The 19,693-nt window shown below is 41.7% G+C and carries 18 protein-coding genes, 1 tRNA gene and 1 pseudogene; 15 read left to right on the top strand and 5 right to left on the bottom strand.

What is annotated here, in order from left to right:
• Nucleotides 1–58: 58 nt before the first annotated feature.
• On the bottom strand, nucleotides 59–997 hold the full coding sequence (locus AC6IZ0_RS12025; protein WP_497723088.1) for a serine hydrolase: 939 nt from the start codon (nucleotides 995–997) through the stop codon (nucleotides 59–61).
• Nucleotides 998–1,003: 6 nt separating this feature from the next.
• On the opposite strand from AC6IZ0_RS12025, the gene AC6IZ0_RS12030 reads away from it, so the two are divergent.
• The 3 genes from AC6IZ0_RS12030 to AC6IZ0_RS12040 are packed head-to-tail and all read left to right on the top strand — an operon-like array spanning nucleotide 1,004 to nucleotide 4,006.
• Nucleotides 1,004–1,708: a C40 family peptidase gene (locus AC6IZ0_RS12030; protein ID WP_271733031.1), complete on the top strand. Its 705-nt coding sequence runs from the start codon at nucleotides 1,004–1,006 to the stop codon at nucleotides 1,706–1,708.
• Nucleotides 1,709–1,718: 10 nt separating this feature from the next.
• Nucleotides 1,719–2,732: a glycosyltransferase family 2 protein gene (locus AC6IZ0_RS12035; RefSeq protein ID WP_497723090.1), complete on the top strand. Its 1,014-nt coding sequence runs from the start codon at nucleotides 1,719–1,721 to the stop codon at nucleotides 2,730–2,732.
• Between the two features lie 44 nt (nucleotides 2,733–2,776).
• Complete coding sequence (locus tag AC6IZ0_RS12040; RefSeq protein WP_497723091.1) at nucleotides 2,777–4,006, top strand: MFS transporter; 1,230 nt, start codon at nucleotides 2,777–2,779, stop codon at nucleotides 4,004–4,006.
• 63 nt (nucleotides 4,007–4,069) lie between these two features.
• Here AC6IZ0_RS12040 and AC6IZ0_RS12045 read toward each other — a convergent pair.
• Nucleotides 4,070–4,144 (bottom strand) — tRNA-Arg (locus AC6IZ0_RS12045).
• A 162-nt stretch (nucleotides 4,145–4,306) separates the two neighbouring features.
• On the opposite strand from AC6IZ0_RS12045, the gene AC6IZ0_RS12050 reads away from it, so the two are divergent.
• The 3 genes from AC6IZ0_RS12050 (at nucleotide 4,307) to AC6IZ0_RS12060 (ending at nucleotide 5,317) form a co-directional block, all read left to right on the top strand.
• A complete protein-coding gene (locus AC6IZ0_RS12050; RefSeq protein ID WP_497723092.1) occupies nucleotides 4,307–4,564 on the top strand; it encodes a 2TM domain-containing protein in 258 nt (85 codons plus the stop codon).
• A 119-nt stretch (nucleotides 4,565–4,683) separates the two neighbouring features.
• Nucleotides 4,684–4,992, top strand: coding sequence for a DUF3181 family protein (locus tag AC6IZ0_RS12055; RefSeq protein ID WP_497723093.1), 309 nt, complete (start codon nucleotides 4,684–4,686; stop codon nucleotides 4,990–4,992).
• A 94-nt stretch (nucleotides 4,993–5,086) separates the two neighbouring features.
• On the top strand, nucleotides 5,087–5,317 hold the full coding sequence (locus AC6IZ0_RS12060) for an acetyltransferase (protein WP_497723094.1): 231 nt from the start codon (nucleotides 5,087–5,089) through the stop codon (nucleotides 5,315–5,317).
• 2 nt (nucleotides 5,318–5,319) lie between these two features.
• On the opposite strand, the gene AC6IZ0_RS12065 is transcribed toward AC6IZ0_RS12060, so the two are convergent.
• Both AC6IZ0_RS12065 and cobW read right to left on the bottom strand, forming a co-directional pair.
• The gene (locus AC6IZ0_RS12065) at nucleotides 5,320–5,790 is read right to left on the bottom strand and encodes an ABA4-like family protein (RefSeq protein ID WP_497723095.1); all 471 of its coding nucleotides are present in this window, start codon (nucleotides 5,788–5,790) and stop codon (nucleotides 5,320–5,322) included.
• A 14-nt stretch (nucleotides 5,791–5,804) separates the two neighbouring features.
• Nucleotides 5,805–6,845, bottom strand: coding sequence for a cobalamin biosynthesis protein CobW (gene cobW, locus AC6IZ0_RS12070; protein WP_271733018.1), 1,041 nt, complete (start codon nucleotides 6,843–6,845; stop codon nucleotides 5,805–5,807).
• Nucleotides 6,846–6,946: 101 nt separating this feature from the next.
• Here cobW and AC6IZ0_RS12075 point away from each other — a divergent pair, with 101 nt between their 5' ends.
• Both AC6IZ0_RS12075 and AC6IZ0_RS12080 read left to right on the top strand, forming a co-directional pair.
• Nucleotides 6,947–9,685: a type II toxin-antitoxin system RelE family toxin gene (locus tag AC6IZ0_RS12075; protein ID WP_497723097.1), complete on the top strand. Its 2,739-nt coding sequence runs from the start codon at nucleotides 6,947–6,949 to the stop codon at nucleotides 9,683–9,685.
• Nucleotides 9,678–10,478, top strand: a complete 801-nt coding sequence (locus AC6IZ0_RS12080; protein WP_497723099.1) for a hypothetical protein — start codon at nucleotides 9,678–9,680, stop codon at nucleotides 10,476–10,478. The genes AC6IZ0_RS12075 and AC6IZ0_RS12080 overlap by 8 nt, the downstream gene beginning before the upstream one ends.
• A gap of 107 nt (nucleotides 10,479–10,585) precedes the next feature.
• Here AC6IZ0_RS12080 and AC6IZ0_RS12085 read toward each other — a convergent pair whose 3' ends face one another.
• A complete protein-coding gene (locus tag AC6IZ0_RS12085) occupies nucleotides 10,586–11,302 on the bottom strand; it encodes a biliverdin-producing heme oxygenase (RefSeq protein ID WP_497723102.1) in 717 nt (238 codons plus the stop codon).
• Nucleotides 11,303–11,783: 481 nt separating this feature from the next.
• Here AC6IZ0_RS12085 and glmM point away from each other — a divergent pair, with 481 nt between their 5' ends.
• The 7 genes and pseudogenes from glmM to AC6IZ0_RS12120 all read left to right on the top strand — a co-directional run bounded on the left by glmM (nucleotide 11,784) and on the right by AC6IZ0_RS12120 (nucleotide 19,338).
• The gene (glmM, locus tag AC6IZ0_RS12090; RefSeq protein WP_497723104.1) at nucleotides 11,784–13,232 is read left to right on the top strand and encodes a phosphoglucosamine mutase; all 1,449 of its coding nucleotides are present in this window, start codon (nucleotides 11,784–11,786) and stop codon (nucleotides 13,230–13,232) included.
• Between the two features lie 150 nt (nucleotides 13,233–13,382).
• Complete coding sequence (locus AC6IZ0_RS12095; RefSeq protein ID WP_280793241.1) at nucleotides 13,383–14,021, top strand: peroxiredoxin; 639 nt, start codon at nucleotides 13,383–13,385, stop codon at nucleotides 14,019–14,021.
• Nucleotides 14,022–14,285: 264 nt separating this feature from the next.
• A pseudogene (locus tag AC6IZ0_RS12100) lies at nucleotides 14,286–15,262 on the top strand (cysteine synthase A).
• Between the two features lie 121 nt (nucleotides 15,263–15,383).
• Entirely contained in the window at nucleotides 15,384–15,710 is a 327-nt protein-coding gene (locus tag AC6IZ0_RS12105) for a (2Fe-2S) ferredoxin domain-containing protein (RefSeq protein WP_271732990.1), read from the top strand.
• Between the two features lie 57 nt (nucleotides 15,711–15,767).
• Entirely contained in the window at nucleotides 15,768–16,673 is a 906-nt protein-coding gene (locus tag AC6IZ0_RS12110) for a DUF5331 domain-containing protein (protein ID WP_271732992.1), read from the top strand.
• Nucleotides 16,674–16,787: 114 nt separating this feature from the next.
• Nucleotides 16,788–17,552, top strand: coding sequence for a COP23 domain-containing protein (locus AC6IZ0_RS12115; protein ID WP_497723107.1), 765 nt, complete (start codon nucleotides 16,788–16,790; stop codon nucleotides 17,550–17,552).
• Nucleotides 17,553–17,958: 406 nt separating this feature from the next.
• The gene (locus tag AC6IZ0_RS12120) at nucleotides 17,959–19,338 is read left to right on the top strand and encodes an IS4 family transposase (protein ID WP_497723110.1); all 1,380 of its coding nucleotides are present in this window, start codon (nucleotides 17,959–17,961) and stop codon (nucleotides 19,336–19,338) included.
• Nucleotides 19,339–19,693 lie beyond the last annotated feature (355 nt).

Here is a 19,693-nt window from a genome sequence, read left to right on the forward strand (position 1 = left end):
TTAATACAACCGAATATTAGTAATATTCCCTTGTATCTGTGTTCTTACGAATTACAAATTATAAATTACTCATCCCCTTGGCAAATAGCCCAGAAATAAAAGGTAAGATATCCCGGCGTTTGGCGTTAGCTTTACCTTCAGTAAATACAACTAAGATGTAGGGAAGCTGTTCTGATAACTCAATATAAGCTGCGTCATGACGAACTTGACTTGTCCAACCGGCTTTTGACCAGATTTGAGTATTTTGGGGAAGTCCACCCCCCAAAAAACCTGTTACCTGATCCTCTTCTACATCGGTGGGTAAATCATTGGGGTTAAGACTACGTTTGAGCAAATTCATCATGGCTTGCGATCGCTTACTAGACACTGCCACCCCACCTACAATAGTATGAATTAACTTAGCCGTGGCATTAGTGGTCACCATATTGCGATTATCAAGCATTTCCCCATAAAATGCTCGTTCCCTACCATAGGGACCATCACCCCAAGTTTTTTGACAAATATTAATTGTCTCCAACTCTTCCCAACCCAAAGACTGGTAATAGCGGTTAATAATATGACGTTGATATTTCCAAGTTTCAAAGGGTGCGCTTGGTAACTCTGGACCGGAAGTAGTGCCACTCAGGACATCTACAATTAAGCTAGTAGCATCATTGCTAGAGTCCACAATCATATCAGTTAAGGCGCGTTCCAACTCCTGACAGGGTGGGGTCATACCTTTTTCCAGCCATTCGTGGACAGCGACTAAATAAAACAATTTGACCACGCTAGCGGGATAAATTCGCTCCACCCCCCTATAAGTAAAACCACGGAGTATATGGCTCCAAAAAGCATCAGGAGTCAAAGCACCACCAGTATTTACAGGTACTGGAGGATCATAAACAATCCAAGTTATAGCCACTTGGTTACGGGCTAAACTGGGAAATGTTGCCCAAGTTGCCTCTAAAATATCATTACCAAGATTTTCGAGTTGTTCGTCTTTTCTAAAGAAAATCATTGCAGAATGCTCTCTAATTCAGAATCCCCAATCCTCAAGACATCGGCTCAAGAATACCAGTGTATTGCTAATTTGAATTTATATGATTCTCCTGAATGTATAAGCCTGAGCACTCAAGCAGCTACAGGGCGACATTTGCGGGTCACATTAAATCATCAGTTCTCAGCATTTGAGGTGTATTTATGTGAAGATGACTATCCAGGGTGGGTATCTTGTGCCGACTTGGATATATTACAACCTGCTACCACACTTTATCAGGCCAAATCATTTTCCCAGTCTGAGATCACAAAATTACTCCCTGATGTGATTAATTTTACCCAAAAATCCATGGAACAGTCTAATTATTATCTGTGGGGTGGTACAGTCGGTCCGAATTACGACTGTTCCGGGTTAATGCAGGCGGCGTTTTTGTCGGTAGGCGTTTGGTTACCCAGAGATGCTTATCAACAGGAAGCTTTTACCCAGAAAATTCATATAAATGAATTACAACCAGGGGATTTAGTTTTTTTTGGAACTGTAAAAAAAGCAACTCATGTAGGGCTATATTTAGGCGATAATTCTTACATTCATAGTTCGGGAAAAGACCAGGGACGCAATGGTATTGGCATTGATATTCTCTCGGAACAGGGGGATAGGGTAAGTCAGTCATATTATCACCAGCTGCGGGGTGCAGGTCGGGTGATTCAGAGTTATCAACCACACAGAAACTAAGGACGTTAATATGAGGAGTGGCTTAATTTCCCAGGGTTTAAATCAGGAAAATGGTTCAAGTGGGGTAGTTGTCCCCGATGTTTCGGTGGTAGTACCAGTGCGGGATGAGGTGGAAAGTTTACCACTTTTGCTCGCAGCGATCGCTACTAGTGTCAGCGCCAGTAATTTCAGTTATGAAATCATTTGCGTGGATGATGGTTCTACAGACGGATCGGCGGAATTTCTCAAGTCACAAGCCCACATCCGTAGTGATTTAAAAGCGGTGCTATTACGGCGAAATTACGGACAAACTGCGGCAATGGCCGCTGGGTTTAATTATGCGATCGGTAAAGTGATTGTCACATTGGATGCTGATTTGCAAAATGATCCGGCGGATATCCCCTTATTATTAGCTAAGTTGGCAGAAGGCTATGATTTAGTGAGTGGTTGGCGACATCAACGCCAAGATGCTTTACTTTCCCGCTTAATTCCTTCTCAAGTTGCTAATTGGCTAATTGGTAAGGTGACGGAAGTCAAGTTACATGATTATGGTTGTTCCCTCAAGGCTTATCGGTCGGAGCTTGTAGCTGATATGAATCTCTACGGGGAACTGCACCGATTTTTACCGGCTTTGGCTTACATTGAGGGGGCGCGAATTACTGAAATTCCCGTACGTCATCATGCGCGGCGTTTTGGCCGCAGTAAGTATGGCATTTGGCGCACCTTTCGCGTCATGATGGATTTGTTAACTATTTACTTCATGAAGAAGTTTCTCACCCGTCCCATGCACGTTTTCGGGTTGCTGGGATTGGGATCGATAGTTACAGGTATGCTGCTGGGTATTTACTTGAGTTTTATTAAATTGGCTTTAGGGGAGTCAATTGGTAGTCGCCCTTTGTTAATTTTGGCGGTGCTGCTGTTAGTCACTGGGATGCAGTTGTTTTGCTTTGGTCTGTTGGCTGAGTTATTGATGCGTACTTACCATGAATCCCAAGGTCGTCCCATCTATCGGGTGCGGGAAGTAGTAGCCAAAAATGTTAAGTAACGTAACAATATGAGAAACACTCTGGAACTAAACTGACATTTATTTTGAAAGCTATTCAGACCTTAGACAGCCAACTTAGACGTAACCTGCTGATTTTGTTTACCGCAGGTTTATTATTCTGGTCTAGCATTGCCTCATTATTACCCACTCTGCCCCTATATATCGAAGATATTGGCGCTACCAGTCAAGAGATTGGCATTGTTATGGGCAGTTTTGCCATCGGGATGCTACTATTTCGCCCTTGGTGTAGTAGTTTAGCAGACCGTCGGGGTCGTAAGATTGTGTTGCTCATTGGGATGTCAGCAGTGGCTATTGCACCTCTGGGTTATGTGTTAGCAAAGTCAATTATCCCATTAATGGTGTTACGCGCCTTTCACGGTATCAGTATTGCCGCTTTTGGTACTGCTTATGTAGCATTGGTGGGAGATTTAGCCCCTCCTCACAATCGCGGTGAGGTGATTGGCTACATGAGTTTAGTCAATCCCCTTGGTGTGGCTATTGGGCCAGCTATGGGGGGATATTTACAAGCTGCTGCTGGTTATACTCCCTTATTTCTGTTGTCCGCGGCTTTGGGTTTTGCGGGAATGTTATGTATTGTCCCCCTGGTGAATCCATCTGTTGCTCACCAGCTGGACAATAACCCTGAAAATAATCTATTCTGGCGATTATTATGGGCTCCTCGTGTGCGTGTTCCGGCAATAGTCATGCTGTTGATTGGTATGGTTTTAGGAACTTTACATACTTTTGTGCCATTATTTATCAAATCCACTAATGTAGATTTGAACCCAGGACTATTTTACACAGTAGCGGCGATCGCCAGTTTTAATGTCAGGCTATTTATTGGCCGCGCTTCTGATAAATATGGACGGGGTTTATTTATCACCCTGAGCTTAATTGCCTTCACCTTAGCCATGGTGGGTATATGGCGAGCTAACAGCGCCCCTATTTTCTTACTCTCAGCATTTGTCCAAGGTGCTGCTTCGGGAACTGTAATTCCCATGATGGCGGCGATGATGACAGACCGCGCCCAACCCCACGAACGCGGGCGGATATTTGGCGTCTCTTTAGTAGGATTAGATGTTGGTATTGGGGTCGCGGGTCCGGTTCTGGGTGTCATTGCTGAACAAGTAGGTTACCGCCAGATGTTTGGTTATGGTGCTGCTTTGACTTTTCTAGCCATGATTATATTTCTCACCCAGTCCAGTCATAACCTGAATAATTCTCTCCGCTTTGCCTTGGGGCGTGGTGAAGATAGTTACGCCTTAGATAGATAATTCCAAGTATAGGAAAAGGCAAAAATGATTTTTACTTTTAAAAATCATTTCTGCCTTTCTTAACGGGCGAGGAGGGATTCGAACCCCCGACACCGTGGTCTCGTAGCCACGTGCTCTAGTCCGCTGAGCTACACACCCTTACAACAAAATAATCTTAACACTACTATGAAAATAATGCAAGGCCATTTTTTATTTAATTCTGCCGAACTAACACACCTGAATCATGAGGGGTAAGCACAGATGGTGAATGTGTCTGCTAAAGTTGAGTAAGTACATGGCTCAAGTCTCAAATAAATCCTTATGCCTCCTCGTTGGCCTCGCAAACCCGACCGCAAAGACCCAGATTTCCGCAAGTTAGATGACCGGATGAATTTTGCTGTCCATGTAGCATTGACTACGGCTGTTAATTCCGGTTTATGGTTTGTCCACAACTTAAAATCGTCCACCTGGGAATGGCTACCCTGGTTAACCGCAGGTTGGATATTACTGTTGTTGGTGCATCTGATTTATATTAGTGCGATCGCCAACTATAGCGAAACTCCACCCAAATCTACCTGAAGATTGATTATTGCGGCTAGGGGGATTGTAACCTGTGGTGGTAGATCCCAATACATAATTGTGCGATCATGCGAGAAACCCTGACATTTAACGCTCTTTGTTGATATAAGGTGATTTTTATGGCTACAACCAACACCGCTGAAATACTGGAAGCCCTAGCTGCTGAAATTGGCGAAGCGGTATATATAGATATTGCTAAATGGCATCTTTATTTATCTGATGCCAAACTACATACTGTAGTTGCTGAACAAATGTATCCCTTAATTACTTCCCAGACTGTCAATGAAGACAGAGTTATAGCGATATTAACATCTATCCCGGTCAAAATTGGCGGTGGGAGGAAAGAATTACCTTTAAATGATCTCCTCCCACTACAATGTCAAGTCAACTTGGTAGATATTTTAGAGAAATATCAACGCCAGATTTAAGTTCTGCTCAGTTGAGGTGAGGCGGTATATCTTCCCCAACAAAAGGATTAGGGGTATTTTCCATTCTACCTTCAAATTTATTGAGGTGATGAATATGTTTTTACAACTCAAAGATTCAGGTGATCTTATTAAAGTCCTTGATTTTCAGGAATTAATTGATCCTAATAGTCAGATCATCCGCGCCCAAGACCAATTAGGTCAAGAAGAACAAGAACCTGAAACCTATCAAAAACAGAATCTTGTATTTCCCTCTGGTGAAAGCCTACCGCTTTGTTGGGTTGATCCCAATTATCGACATCCTCAACTTTGCACCTCTGCTCACTAACTCTAATTACTGGAAGAAACCGCTGGTTCTCCCATATCCTTAGTCTGTGAATTGGGGAAAAATGCCCTAGTGATCCAGTAGGTGACTATATGAGATAATAAACCTAGAGGTCCAGCAAACAAACATAAAGCCAGAGAATGAATTGTCCAGATACCTGTTTTCTGACCCTCTAAATATATCCAACGACCTACAAATAAATCCATGACCAGGAAATGAATCCATCCTGTTGCAGCTGCTGTTTCATCAGTAAAAAATCGCGCAATATCTGCTAACTGGGGATTAGATAAAGCGGCAGCATTTTCTGGCGTAATACTATTGACAAACAGGTACAAATATGCACTAGCTAAAACTACAAAAGGTAGATATGATGCCATTACCCACCGGGTGAATTTCCAGTTAGGTAAGAAAATCATTAACGCCCAAAAGGGTAAAACGAAAATATTGGCAATGTCAAATAGTTGAGAGATATTCATACAATTAGGGGTGATTATAAAGCTACTAATTGGGATGCTATTTCCGCAGGTTTCAAATCACGACCAATGAAAACTAAACTGGTTTGTTTAGGTTCTTGGACTTTCCAGGGGCGATCGTAGAATTTGTCAAACCGGGTTCCTACACCTTGCATTACTAAGCGCATAGATTTATTCGGTACGGAGACAAAGCCTTTAATCCGATAGATTTCTTGTTGATGTGCTAGTTGTTGCAGTTGCTGTTGTAGCTTTTCTGGGTCAAAGCTCCGGTCTAATACTACGTGAGTTGAGGTAATTTCTTCGTCGTGTTCGTGGTCTTCCTCCGTGTCGTGATGACTGGGACGACTATCTAAATTATCTTCAACTGCGGCTTGAAATCCCAGTAAGATGGAAGCATCCACTTGACCGCGATCGCTTTCCACAATCTTCACCACTCTGGGTAACTCTTGCTTAATTAGTTCCTCAACTTCCAGCTTTGTCTCCAGATCCACTAAATCAGTTTTATTCAACACCACCAAATCTGCACAGGCCAATTGGTCCTCAAACAGTTCTTGTAAGGGTGTTTCATGTTCTAGGCTATCATCTGCTTGGCGTTGAGCAGCTATAGCCTCCGGGTCGCTAGCAAATGTACCTGATGCTACCGCCGCACAGTCTACCACGGTAATTACTGCATCCACTGTAGCAGCGGCGCGAATTTCTTGCCAGCGAAAGGCTTTAACTAAAGGTTTGGGTAAAGCTAAACCAGAAGTTTCAATCAAAATACAGTCAATGCTATCTCGTCGCTTAATTAACTGCTGCATCGTGGGATAAAACTCTTCTTGCACAGTACAGCATAAGCAGCCGTTAGTTAACTCAAAGATATTACTCCCCTGTTCCCCATCTTCAGGGCAAATCTCACAGGATTTTAACAACTCACCATCAATACCCAGTTCCCCAAACTCATTGACTAACACCGCAATACGGCGACCTTGGTTGTTTTGTAGTAGGTGGCGAATTAGGCTAGTCTTACCACTGCCTAAAAAACCTGTAATCACTGTTACTGGTATTTTACCGGACATTATATACTACCTTTACTCCCTACGCGACAAAAATTATATACTCATGATAAACTGGAACTTAGACTAAATTTTTACATAGTTGACATTACTTCGAGTATTTCATGTGTAATTATACTATCAAAATTACCAGGGCTGTTTTTCGGCATATCCTCAAGTTACATAATTATTTCGAGGATATAGTACAAGTCTTGACAGACCTGAGTCAGGGAAGGTGGGGAGATACAAGAAGATTACAAGGATACCGAGATTTATGGCGCACTAGAAGAGGTAGGATTAGAGTTATTTGGACTCGAAATAATTATGAAATTTTAGTAATTGCGGCGGGGTTAAGGGATGATGTTTATGATACAATTCCGGTGAACATAAATCCAGAAGGTGCGATCACACTAGCTGAGTTACTGGGAAGGGATGATGTTTATGATACAATTCCGGTGAATGTAAATCCAGAAGGTGCGATCACACTAGCTGAGTTACGGGGAAGGAATGATGTTTATGATACAATTCCGGTGAATGTAAATCCAGAAGGTGCGATCACACTAGCGGAGTTAATGGGAATTGAAGAAACACGTTTAAAGCATCTCCCCACTTACCAATTTGATCATAAACGAGTTACTTCCTGGTATGAATTTGTTTATGGTGGTTACTTGTATTCACCTCTTCTTACTCCTGAGCAACAAGCAATTTCTAAGCAATTAATAACCTCTGCACCACCAAATCATATTGAAATTAATAGTTTTTTATTACAGAGCGCACCAGGTACAGGTAAAACAGTATGTGCTGCTTTAATAGCTTGTGAATTATTCAAAACAGCAGGTTGGAATGTTGCCTTAATTGTTCCCGAAGCTTTACGCTCTGATCTGGAAAACTTTACCGAGATAAAATCAATTTTACAAGACCAAGAGTTAAATTCACAAGACCAAGAGTTAAATTCACAAGACCAAGAGTTAAATTCACAAGACCAAGAGTTAAATTCACAAGACCAAGAGTTAAATTTAGATTCGTTGCAGCAAGGGAAAGGACGAGACATATATGCTCAGATTGCTAAGGATGAAAAGGAGTTAACTGCTTTACAAGAACTCCTAAATGGTCACTGTGACGAAATCGAACATGAGTTAAATTCACAGGAGCAAAGGCCAAATTTTTTCCTAGGTACTTTTAAAGAGTGGTTACAGCAAGCGGAACCAAACATATATGCTCAGATTGCTACGGATGGAGAAGAGTTAACTGCTTTACAACAAGAACTCCGAAGACTTCATCTAATTGATCCCCCTGACGAAATCCCATATCGGGATTTAGTGTTATTTAGAGCATTTGTGATCAACGAAGATAATTTAGGTAACTTAAACAATAATAGAACTTACATAGAAAATCAAAATGCGATCGCCAGGGTAGGAGAAGTTAATATAACCCACTGGAAACAAAGACTAGGAGATCAAACAACTTGGCTAGAGGGCTTACAACAAATTACAGAAACTATTCCTCCACCAGAAGGGATTAAAACGCTGTTGATATTTGATGAAGCTCAAGATTATTTGATTGCTGAAATTGAAGCTATCAAACAAATGTTGTTAAGATGGCATCAACATAACCATTCTCATGTCCTCTGGCTGTTAGGAGATATGAATCAAAGGATTAAACCCACTGGGTTTGATTGGGGACAATTAGAACTGAATACAACACATTCTCTGACATATAATTATCGCAATACCCAGCGTATTTTAGAATTTGCGAATATTTTTCACTCTTTTGCACAAGCAGCTAACTTACAAAATCAAGGAAGATGGTTACCTGATCCCAGTGATCCTAAAAACTGTTTTGAAGAGGGTGAACCCGTAAGGATTTTAGAGTGCAACTCACCAGAAGAATTATCACAAGTTCTCTCTGGACTGAGTAATAGGGTAAGATACACATCAAATCAAGATGATCGAGATAATCGCTCTGTTCTGCAAGAGCTTTCTAGCCGTGTCAAGTTAATCCATCAAGATATTGCTCCAGAAGATCAGAAACCGGGAATAGATTACCTGAAGGTTACGGAAGCTAAAGGGAGGGAGTTTGACGCTTGTGTGGCTTTTTCCGTATTCCAGGGACAAGGAACACTATCAATGGAAGAAGCAAGTCATCTATATACGATTTTTACTAGACCTCGTTATAGATTACTAATCATTACCACAACTGATGAAATTAAGCGCATTGGTAGAAACCATTTTAATCAATGTCAGTTTTTCAATTTTTCTAATGCTGATCAACCATTAGCATGGATTACAGAGTTTGCTAATGGAGAACAGGTATTTCAAGATCCAGATAGAATATCTAACCTGATTTATGAACGTTTACGCAGTCAGCCTTTGAGAATTTACTGGGATACCTATGCAGCTTTGAGAGCAGCCAGGCTTGACAATCAAACAGTATTAGAAATTGAGCAGAAAGCTATAGAATTTTTAAGAGCATCTCAAACTCATGATAGTATTCTGCAAGAATTAACAGAATTAAGAGAATTAGAACAACAGCAACCTAGTAGTTTTTGGAGTCCCCTTGATATCGTTCCCCTGAAATGCCTATTATTAAGGGCTTTAGGTAGATACTGGGATGCAGTAGAAGAAATATCCCAATTACAGGAAAGCAACCCGGAAGAATATCGGTCTGTAGTAGAGCGCATTGCAAATGAACTTGAGCAACAAGGACTGATATATGAAGCGGCTAGAGTGAGAATGAGGATTGGTGAAGATATTCCTCAAGATTATCCATTCCGAGAGATAATTGCCCATCAACATGGTTCCATTGTATCTGTCCTGTGCCAAGCTGCTATAAACCAAATTTCTCAAGGAGAAACCAATGACTAATGATCAAAACCGGACAGATTTAGCAGTTGCTAAAGACCTTGAAAAACTCACCAAGGTAATTGATAATTCTCTAGACAGAGCCAACGCAATTCTTAAACAAGCCGAAGAAGTTGAGGAAATAAGAATTTTAATTTCTGAAATTCACACTAGCCGTGATCAACTTATAGAATCTCAAAGGGAAGCCGGAGAAATTGGAGAGCAACTATCCCAGAGATTAGAATATTTACAGACTCTTGAAACAAATATTCGACAACTTGACGCTCAAGTATCCCGGAATTTAGAAGCTGTAGAAAGTTGTGGCAATATTCTACATGAATTAACGCAAGCCAAAAGAGAACTGGAGGAAATTAGTGTTACCAGTCTTGTGGAACAAGCAAGATTAATTTTGCAGGACGTAAATAATATTAGAGCAGAATCTCAAAAAATTCAGCAAGAAAATCAGGCAATATATGCTGCTATTGACAGATATAATGAAAATATTGACAATGCCAATAGTATTTTAATACAACTTGAGTCTATTAAGAGTAAAATAGAGGGTATAGAAGGTTTAGACGAAATTAGAAATCTACTGCAACAGGTAGATAATGCCCGTGTGGAGTTGAGGAATTCAAACCATCAATTGTCATTGTTACAAGGGGAAATAAGCCAGATCCAATATTTGGAGAACTATTTACAAGATTTTGGCAAGGTTCGTAATCATAAACAACTTAGGCAGTTTTTAAGACAGGAGTTAGGATTTATAGGACTGATAGTTTACGTCCTTCACTTACTAACTCGTAACAGAAAAAGATAGATGGTAAAGATAAGATTTTGGGGGTAATTTCCCTCTGGTTGTCTTCATATACACAAAACAATCACAGGGCTATTACCCCCATATATAGTCACCCCAACTCAAAAAAATTACGACTCAGTAACCAGTTCGGTGTTACCACGTTGACGACGACGGGTGAGACTATTAAACAACATCACACCGATGGACTTGATCAAATTACCTTCCAATTCCTGGAACATCTTCATATTCATTCCAAAGGCGGCGTTAGCTTCATCGACAATGCGATCGCCTGTAGCATCATCAATAGGTAATTCATCGAGAGTTTGACGGTATTGGGTTTTGAATCCCTTCTCGTCGGTAATGTCTGCAAACTCATAGAAAGCAGTACCTTGACCTTCGGACAAGTTCATGGCTGTGACTGCAATGTTTTTGAGGATTTGACCCCCTGATAGGTCACCTAAATAGCGGGTATAGGAATGGGCGATTAATAATTCTGGTTCTGTTTGGGAAATTTCGCGGATGCGTTGCACATAAGCCTCACCTGCTGGCGATAGTTGAATTTCTCCCCGCCAGTTAGGACCAAAATAGTAACTTAGGTCTTGCTCTAAAGTTTGCTTACGGTTGAGTTGGGGAAAGTTAATTTTGCCGACAATGGGATGCTGACGGTGTTTTTCCATCTCTTCTTCCATGGCCGAGTAGATGAAGTAAAAGTTAGCAACTAGTTTTCGGTAGGAGTTTTTCTCTACAACTCCCTTTAAAAAGCACTTGACAAAACCCACATTTTCTGCCATTGTATGGGCTTTTTTAGTGCCTACACGTAATTTGCTTGCTAAATTGCTGCTCATACTAAATCTCTCAAGTTAAAAGGTTAATTGCCGAATTTAGGATTTATGAATGACTAAAAAAGCCATTAAGATGTTAGATTAGAACTATTTGATGAGAATTTATATTAATTTTTTTTAAGTATCTTGAATTTGTGGGTTGCTCCAAGGGTCTATAGACCACTACCACCAGGGTGAAGTCAAAACTAAAACATCTGATTTTTACCATCCTGGTATCAATCCTGGTTATTCAGCCTGTGTTCAAATTGCTAAATAGCAGCTAACAAGTGTAGAAAGGAATAATTGAATTGAAAACCATTAAATAAGATAAAACTCGGTAAATATTAAATATTGACAATTGAGAAAGGATAATACAGTATTGTCACATAATAATGTGTGATTCAAATGATTTTCGCCAAAAAAAGCGCATATATTACTTACACAGAGAAACTTAACTCAAGTATAACTGCTGAGTCAACCTGTAATTACGTGGGATATTGAACTTATGGTGACATCTATCAACACAAACCAAAGTAACGTTCAAGGTAGTTATCCATCTGAATCTCACAATTGGAGGTTAAACCTAAGTTCAGTAGCCAATACCCCCTTATTTGGTACAGACGGTATTCGTGGGCAAGTAGGAGAATTACTAAATGCTCCCTTAGCTTTGGAAGTGGGTTTCTGGACGGGTGTGATTTTGCAAAAACATGGTGGTCAGACAGGGCCAGTTATCCTGGGGCAAGATTCCAGAAACTCTAGTGATATGCTGGCAATGGCGTTGAGTGCGGGGTTAACAGCGTCTGGGGTGGAGGTTTGGTATTTGGGGTTATGTCCCACTCCTACCGTGGCTTACCTCACCAGTATGAGTGAGGCCATAGGTGGAGTGATGATTTCTGCTAGTCATAACCCACCAGAAGACAACGGGATTAAGATTTTTAATGGTAATGGTACTAAATTATCTCCAGCCTTGCAGGCGGAAATCGAGGCGGGAGTAAGGGGTGATGGAGTTGCAGGTAAAGTTACTAATTGTGGACGGCATTATTCTCGCCGGGAACTAGTAGACCAGTATGGGGACATCTTAAAGCAATCCTTGCCGGAAAAGGTCAATCTGCAAGGACTGAAAATTGTTTTAGACCTAGCCTGGGGTGCAGCGGTGGGGTTAGCACCAAAAGTATTTACCTCAATGGGGGCGGAGGTGATCAGCCTACATAATGAACCTGATGGCGATCGCATTAATGTTAACTGTGGATCGACTCACCTAGGAATTCTGCAAGCCGCAGTCAAAGAACATAACGCAGACTTGGGCTTTGCCTTTGATGGCGATGCCGATCGCATTTTAGCTGTAGATCATACTGGCAGACCAGTAGATGGCGATTACATCCTTTACCTATGGGGTAGACACCTACAACAACAGCAACAACTACCAGATAACCTGATTGTTTCCACAGTCATGGCTAACTTAGGCTTTGAAAGAGCTTGGCAAAAACAGGGTGGGAAGTTAATTCGCACCGCCGTAGGTGATCAATATGTGCAAGCAGAAATGATGCGCACAGGGGGGATGTTAGGTGGTGAACAATCTGGTCATATTCTCTGCCGCCATTATGCCATTACCGGTGATGGGTTGTTAACAGCATTACATCTAGCCGGGTTGGTGAGAGCCGCGGGTGTTCCCCTCAGTCAAATGGTAGATGAAAGTTTTCAAACTTACCCCCAATTATTGCGGAATGTGCGAGTTACAGATCGTGAGCGGCGATTAAATTGGCAAGATTGCCAACCCTTGCAACAAGCGATCGCCCAAGCCGAAGCTGCAATGGGTGATGCGGGGAGAATATTAGTCCGGGCTTCCGGTACAGAACCGGTAATCAGAGTCATGGTAGAAGCTGTTAATGATGAATTGGCTAACCACTGGACAGATGAATTAGTATCTCAAGTCCGGCAGCACCTAGCAGTTTAAAACTGTTAAATTTTCATAAGTTGATTTTCCAGTCTTGACGGGAAAATGAAATTTTGTTAAAAAGTGCTAAAAGCCTCTAGGAAAACCGTGTATTGTGTCATGATGGCAAAGTAGAATACATATGCATTTCTAAATTACAGGGAATCTTGCATGACTCTCCGTCTTGGTGATACAGTACCTAACTTTACACAAGCATCCACACACGGCGATATCAACTTTTATGAATGGGCAGGTGACAGCTGGGTAGTGCTGTTTTCTCATCCGGCTGATTTCACCCCCGTTTGTACCACTGAACTAGGCACAGTGGCCAAACTCAAACCGGAATTTGACAAACGTAACGTCAAACCCATCGCCCTGAGCGTTGATGATGTTGACTCCCATAATGGCTGGGTAGGAGATATCGAAGAAACTCAAGGAACCGGCCTCAATTACCCAATTCTCGCCGATGCAGACAAAAAGGTTTCTGACCTTTATGATATGATTCACCCCAACGCAGCTGCTAACATCACCGTGCGTTCTGTCTTCATCATCGACCCTAATAAGAAACTGCGCCTGAGCTTTACCTATCCCCCCAGCACTGGCCGCAACTTTGATGAACTTTTACGGGTAATTGACTCTCTACAACTGACCGATAATTACAGCGTAGCTACACCTGCTGACTGGAAAGATGGGGATGATTGTGTCATAGTCCCCTCACTCAAAGATCCAGAAGTTCTCAAAGAGAAATTCCCCAAAGGCTACCAAGAAATTAAGCCTTATCTGAGAATGACCCCTCAGCCTAACAAGTAAAACTGCTCCTTAGTCCACTTACAATATTAAACCCAGCGCCAAGACCAGACGATACCTTGGCGTTTTTGCCTATCAATCTAGATTAAACCGTCTTCTTGTCACAGTGGCCAAGGGTGCAAATCCTTTAATAACACAACAAAAGCGATCGCTCAATAGCTGGTCTTGAGACCGACCCAAAGCAAGAGATATTCATGGCAGAATCTGTACATCTGAACACTGCCATCAGGCAAAATTTTTATAGACAAGAACTCAGGTAAAATCAAAATGGATATCAAAAATGGATTTGTTGGCACCGTTGGTAACACACCACTAATTCGCCTAAACAGCTTTAGTGAAGAAACGGGTTGCGAAATCCTTGGTAAGGCAGAATTTCTGAATCCTGGGGGTTCCGTCAAAGACCGCGCTGCACTTTATATTATTGAAGATGCGGAAAAAAAAGGCCTACTCAAGCCCGGTGGTACTGTGGTTGAAGGAACCGCCGGTAATACTGGTATTGGACTAGCGCATATTTGCAACGCTAAAGGCTATAAATGCCTAATTATTATTCCCAATACCCAATCCCAAGAGAAAATAGATGCACTCACGACCCTGGGGGCACAAGTGCGCACCGTTCCCGCAGTTCCCTACAAAGACCCCAATAACTACGTTAAACTATCTGGCAGAATCGCCGCCGAATTAGATAATGCTATTTGGGCTAATCAGTTTGATAACTTAGCCAACCGCCTGCCCACTACGAAACCACGGCCCCAGAAATTTGGGCACAGACAAAGGGGAAAATTGACGCTTGGACTGCTGCAACTGGTACTGGTGGTACTTTTGCTGGTGTATCAATGTACCTAAAATCACAAAATCCATCTGTTAAATGTGTAGTTGCCGACCCCCTAGGTAGTGGACTGTATAGCTACATCAAAACCGGTGAAATCAAGATTGAAGGTAGTTCTATTACAGAAGGCATCGGTAATAGCCGCATCACTGCCAATATGGAAGGCGCACCCATTGACGACGCCATCCAGATAGATGACACAGAGGCTTTACGGGTGGTATATCAACTGCTGCGAAAAGATGGGCTATTAATGGGCGGTTCCACGGGGATTAATGTTGGCGCGGCTGTAGCTTTAGCAAAGCAGATGGGACCAGGACATACTATTGCTACCATATTATGTGATAGTGGTTCCCGGTATCAGTCACGCATATTCAATCACCAATGGCTAGCCTCAAAAGGATTAGTCATTAGTGATTAGTAGTTGGTTATGGCGCTAGGAATATCTCACCTGATTAAACCTTAGCCCCACCCTCTCCTAGATAAGGAGAGGGAGCTTATCAGTCAATATTTTTGCTGTGTATCTACCACTTGATAGAGCAATGTCAAATATAAGTCAACCATCCAACTTCCCAAAGACAGACCCAAAGTCTGCGGCTAGATGTGTGCGGGTGTGCCAAAATCGTACTTGTAAAAAGCAAGGTGCAGCAAAGGTATTAGCCGCTTTTACAAGTTTACCAGTTGCCAATGTAACGATAATAGCCAGTGGCTGCTTAGGACAGTGTGGTAATGGGCCAATGGTGCTAGTTTTACCCGATATGGTTTGGTATAGCGGCGTTAAACCCGATGAAGTACCTCTACTGGTAAAACAACATTTGTTAGGTGGTGAAAGTGTCAAAAAAATGTTATATCGTCGCTTTCATCGCTAATATTAAGTAAATCCAAAATATAAAATACTACTCAATTTCTGACCAAGGGGAAAATCCATGAATATTCAGCAGCTGCGCCAGTCCGTGAAAATTAAGTGGCTGAGTTACTACCAGCAAAATCGCTCTTGGCTGGCAAAAATCAGGGTTTGGGGTACTTACAATGGTCTGCGTCGTCCTTCATCTGGGTTTATTTTGGCCACTTTGTCGGTTTTAGAGCCGCAATTTCAGGATTATCTTTCTTTTATGGTGGATTTAAATAGTAATCCCGATCAGATAGTTACAGCTTTAGGTCTTAACTTTAATCCTGACCAAGAATTAGATGTAATTAACTCTGAGGATTCTACAAGTGAGTGGGAAAGGGAATCTTTGCCAGAAAATTATACTCAAACCAAAGATGTGGCTTTAGTTGCACCTACTATTAAGATTGCTAGTCCTGCCACTGCGAATGTTAATCTGCCGCGCTTGCCTGAATCTGTTGCACCGTATACAAAAAATCATGAAATTATTCCCACGGTTGCAATGGCGACTAAGGTTACTTCTGCACCGGGTGCTAAAATAGCATATTCTACTAAACTACCTGCCAATTTACTACGTCAATATCAACCAGTGCGATTACCTCTGACAGTAGGGGAAAGGCGATCGCCCCTAGCAATGACAATGGAGGTAATTCACAAAGCCAAAACTCGACCTTGTGCAAAAGTCCGAGATCCTCGGTTTGATCATCTACCTATGAAGTTTTGGACTCTTTTACTACAAAAAAACTATTTAACTGGGGTTTTATTCCTACTTGACTACCTCAAACGCCCAGTTTCCCGGAATCAGGGGGAAATATCGCCAAAACCGAAAAATGTTCGCCCTCAACTCACCCCATCACCTAGTACCCATAGTCGTAGTCTGGCGAATTGGATAGATGAGTTTTGTCAGGGTAGAAACTATAACCCAGAACAAGCTATTTCCATGTAATCTTGAGGTCGCTACTTCTACAAACAAAGCAGCATCTTTGATGAATCAAAAATCCCCAATTATTCGTCACTGAAGTTATCAACACCTAACTACGTTGAGAGTGGGAAATCATTTATGTTTGCACAACTTTTCAAGTTTGGATGTTTGGGCAGTCTTGGCTTATCATTGTTAATGAGTAATTCTGCAGCACTAGCTCAATTTAATGATTCTAGTTCCGGTGAGGTGGTTGTACCCACCATACCCTCAGGTGATACATCAACGCCAACCACTCCACCCATAAACACACCAACGGTAACTAGTGGCACTCGGTTTACTTGTCAATTTTATAATGGACAGTACACTGTCATGTACCAACCACAAAGTATACCAGGAGAATTCTTCCCCTGGGCTGCACCTAGGACTTTAGGTGGTGGTTGGAGTCCCCAAAGACGCTGTGAAGCTATTGCCAGTCGCTTAGAATTATATCGCCCAGATGGTCTGGAAGAACTGCAAACATCTGTACAAAATAATGAAAACATAGTTTGTGTGACTACACGGGCTAATCCTTTGTGTCGGATTGTGTTGACTGTACCCCGTGATAAAGACCCATTTGTAGTACTCAATGACGTTTTCCAAAACTTGATTACCGCTGATAGTGGAAGACAGACAGTACCCGTGAATACTTATATTACCAATGGTAGAAGAGTAAATGGATTAGACAACTTAGCGCGCACAGTTCTAGGTCGTGGTAACAATCCCATGACTGCATCTAGAAGCGGTATTAATTTAAAACCTTTCCTCACCCGTGAAGATGGTGGAACTTTGACCAGTAGCACTACCCAGAACCCTGAGTCAGCACCTGCAAACCGCCGTCGCTTGAATCCTAATAGTTTCCCTTAACACTGGCAATTTTGATTAGTCCCCAAGGCGATCTCTAGGGTAAGATTTATCTAGACTTACCCAGAACTTACGCAAAACAGAACGAAACTAGGGGTAATTCATGAATCACCCGTACATCAGAACTAGGTTTTTAGTCCAATCTTGCGTAAGTCTTATTACCCTAAGAGGTTGTTTGGAAAGTATTAAACAGGTAATTTTTATATTAGGGAACAGGGAACACCGAACACCGAAGGATTGGGGAATGGGAAGGATTGGGGAACACACAAAAAACAATAAAATCCAGTCCCCTCCCCTGACAAGGCTATGCATTACCCACATTTTTCTTAACAATTAAACAAAAGACTTAACATCACAGTGAAAGCCTTGATGGCTATAGTTTTGAAAGAGGAGAGTGGGTAATGGCATCATGGAAAAGTGGGCAGCGAAAGAATTGGCACAGGTAAACTTAGGGGATGCACGTCGAAACAAGCGGTTAATCAGGATAGTAGAAGATTTAGCAGCACAACCAGATAGTAGTGTACCACTTGCTTGTGGAAATATAGCAGCAACAAAGGCGGCATATAATTTTTGGAAATCACCACATTTTCAAGCAAGTGATATTCGTGCTGTCCACACATCCAGCACCATAGAAAGAATCAAAAAACATGAGATAGTATTGGCAATACAAGATACAACAAACATAGATTTGACATCGCACCCAGCCACAAAAGGAGTAGGTTATCTTGACCACAGAAAATCATCAGGATTAAAAGTACATTCAACACTTGCAGCCACAAGTAATGGAGTACCGTTAGGAATTATTGAGCAGCAAGTATGGGCAAGAGAACAAGAGAATTTAGGTATTGCTAAAAAACGTCGTCAACGAGAGACAAAAGAAAAAGAAAGTCAACGTTGGTTGGATGGGTTGCAGACTACACAAAATTTGATTCCCTCAGAAATTGAAGTAATAACAATATGTGACTCAGAAGCGGATATATTTGACCTTTTTAGCCAGCAACGTCGAGAAAAATCACACTTACTAATTCGTGGGACTCATAATCGTAAAGTAGACCATTGTGGCAAATATCTACATCTTGCCATTCGTCAAATCGAAGCATCTGGAACAGTGACTGTAGAAGTCAAACGGTCTCCAGAACATAGTTCCAGACAGGCGAGACTGACAATTAGGTTCACGAGTTTTGATATTCAAGTACCATTACACCATATTGGACGTTTACAGCTAAAACCTGTCAGGTTACAAGTAATTTTGGCAGAAGAGGAAAATCCACCTCCAGGAACAAATCCCATTAGTTGGTTATTAATTACTAGCTTAGAAATTAACAGTCTAGAAGATGCTGCATGTTGTGTTCAATGGTACACTTACCGTTGGTTGATAGAACGTTATCATTACACATTAAAAAGTGGCTGTGGCATCGAGAAATTACAACTGGAAACTGCTGACCGAATTCACATGGCACTAGCCACTTATACTATTGTCGCTTGGCGATTGTTATGGCTTACTTATCAAGCACGAGTTCATCCTGATTTACCTTGTGATGTTGTTTTGGAAAACAGTGAATGGCAGTCCTTATGTGCCACTATCAACAAAAATCCTATTCCTCCAGACCAGCCACCTTCTTTGCATGATGCTGTGCGAATGATTGCCACTCTTGGTGGTTTTTTGGGTCGCAAAGGTGATGGTGAACCGGGTGTGAAAACCATTTGGCGTGGGCTACGACGCTTACACGATATTGCTGCTACTTGGCAATTACTTCACTCCGATTCCCCATCTCATCTTGATATTTAGCGATCGCCTATGGCGGAGGGGTAGCCCCTCGCCCCTGTATTCAAAAACTCAATCACCTGTTGGGTTTTCTCAATGTCCATACTTATTCTTTTTTGTCAATCCTCCCCACTATGCACATCTCTACAACCTTTATTGTGTTTGCCTTCCAGCAATGTTAAGAAAGATGTGGGTAATGGATAGCCTGACAAGGGGAGGGTTAGGGTGGGGTCAAACAATGTTTGATACACTAATCATGACTTATCAAACATCCTCTAAGAAAAATCCCAGGCATCAAAAGTATTTGTGTTCAAGAAATCTAATCAACCTATTCAGCTAAACGTAAGTATTGAGTAGAAATATATATGAAATTGCTCGA

Source organism: Anabaenopsis sp. NIES-4685 (assembly GCF_059725405.1).

What these genes read in the sequence shown, in the direction of transcription:
- AC6IZ0_RS12025 (WP_497723088.1), bottom strand. Translation starts at nt 997, where the DNA reads ATGATTTTCTTTAGAAAAGACGAACAACTCGAAAATCTTGGTAATGAT.
- AC6IZ0_RS12030 (WP_271733031.1), top strand. Translation starts at nt 1,004, where the DNA reads ATGCTCTCTAATTCAGAATCCCCAATCCTCAAGACATCGGCTCAAGAA.
- AC6IZ0_RS12035 (WP_497723090.1), top strand. Translation starts at nt 1,719, where the DNA reads ATGAGGAGTGGCTTAATTTCCCAGGGTTTAAATCAGGAAAATGGTTCA.
- AC6IZ0_RS12050 (WP_497723092.1), top strand. Translation starts at nt 4,307, where the DNA reads ATGCCTCCTCGTTGGCCTCGCAAACCCGACCGCAAAGACCCAGATTTC.
- AC6IZ0_RS12055 (WP_497723093.1), top strand. Translation starts at nt 4,684, where the DNA reads ATGGCTACAACCAACACCGCTGAAATACTGGAAGCCCTAGCTGCTGAA.
- AC6IZ0_RS12060 (WP_497723094.1), top strand. Translation starts at nt 5,087, where the DNA reads ATGTTTTTACAACTCAAAGATTCAGGTGATCTTATTAAAGTCCTTGAT.
- AC6IZ0_RS12065 (WP_497723095.1), bottom strand. Translation starts at nt 5,790, where the DNA reads ATGAATATCTCTCAACTATTTGACATTGCCAATATTTTCGTTTTACCC.
- cobW (WP_271733018.1), bottom strand. Translation starts at nt 6,845, where the DNA reads ATGTCCGGTAAAATACCAGTAACAGTGATTACAGGTTTTTTAGGCAGT.
- AC6IZ0_RS12075 (WP_497723097.1), top strand. Translation starts at nt 6,947, where the DNA reads ATGTGTAATTATACTATCAAAATTACCAGGGCTGTTTTTCGGCATATC.
- AC6IZ0_RS12080 (WP_497723099.1), top strand. Translation starts at nt 9,678, where the DNA reads ATGACTAATGATCAAAACCGGACAGATTTAGCAGTTGCTAAAGACCTT.
- AC6IZ0_RS12085 (WP_497723102.1), bottom strand. Translation starts at nt 11,302, where the DNA reads ATGAGCAGCAATTTAGCAAGCAAATTACGTGTAGGCACTAAAAAAGCC.
- glmM (WP_497723104.1), top strand. Translation starts at nt 11,784, where the DNA reads ATGGTGACATCTATCAACACAAACCAAAGTAACGTTCAAGGTAGTTAT.
- AC6IZ0_RS12095 (WP_280793241.1), top strand. Translation starts at nt 13,383, where the DNA reads ATGACTCTCCGTCTTGGTGATACAGTACCTAACTTTACACAAGCATCC.
- AC6IZ0_RS12105 (WP_271732990.1), top strand. Translation starts at nt 15,384, where the DNA reads ATGTCAAATATAAGTCAACCATCCAACTTCCCAAAGACAGACCCAAAG.
- AC6IZ0_RS12110 (WP_271732992.1), top strand. Translation starts at nt 15,768, where the DNA reads ATGAATATTCAGCAGCTGCGCCAGTCCGTGAAAATTAAGTGGCTGAGT.
- AC6IZ0_RS12115 (WP_497723107.1), top strand. Translation starts at nt 16,788, where the DNA reads ATGTTTGCACAACTTTTCAAGTTTGGATGTTTGGGCAGTCTTGGCTTA.
- AC6IZ0_RS12120 (WP_497723110.1), top strand. Translation starts at nt 17,959, where the DNA reads ATGGAAAAGTGGGCAGCGAAAGAATTGGCACAGGTAAACTTAGGGGAT.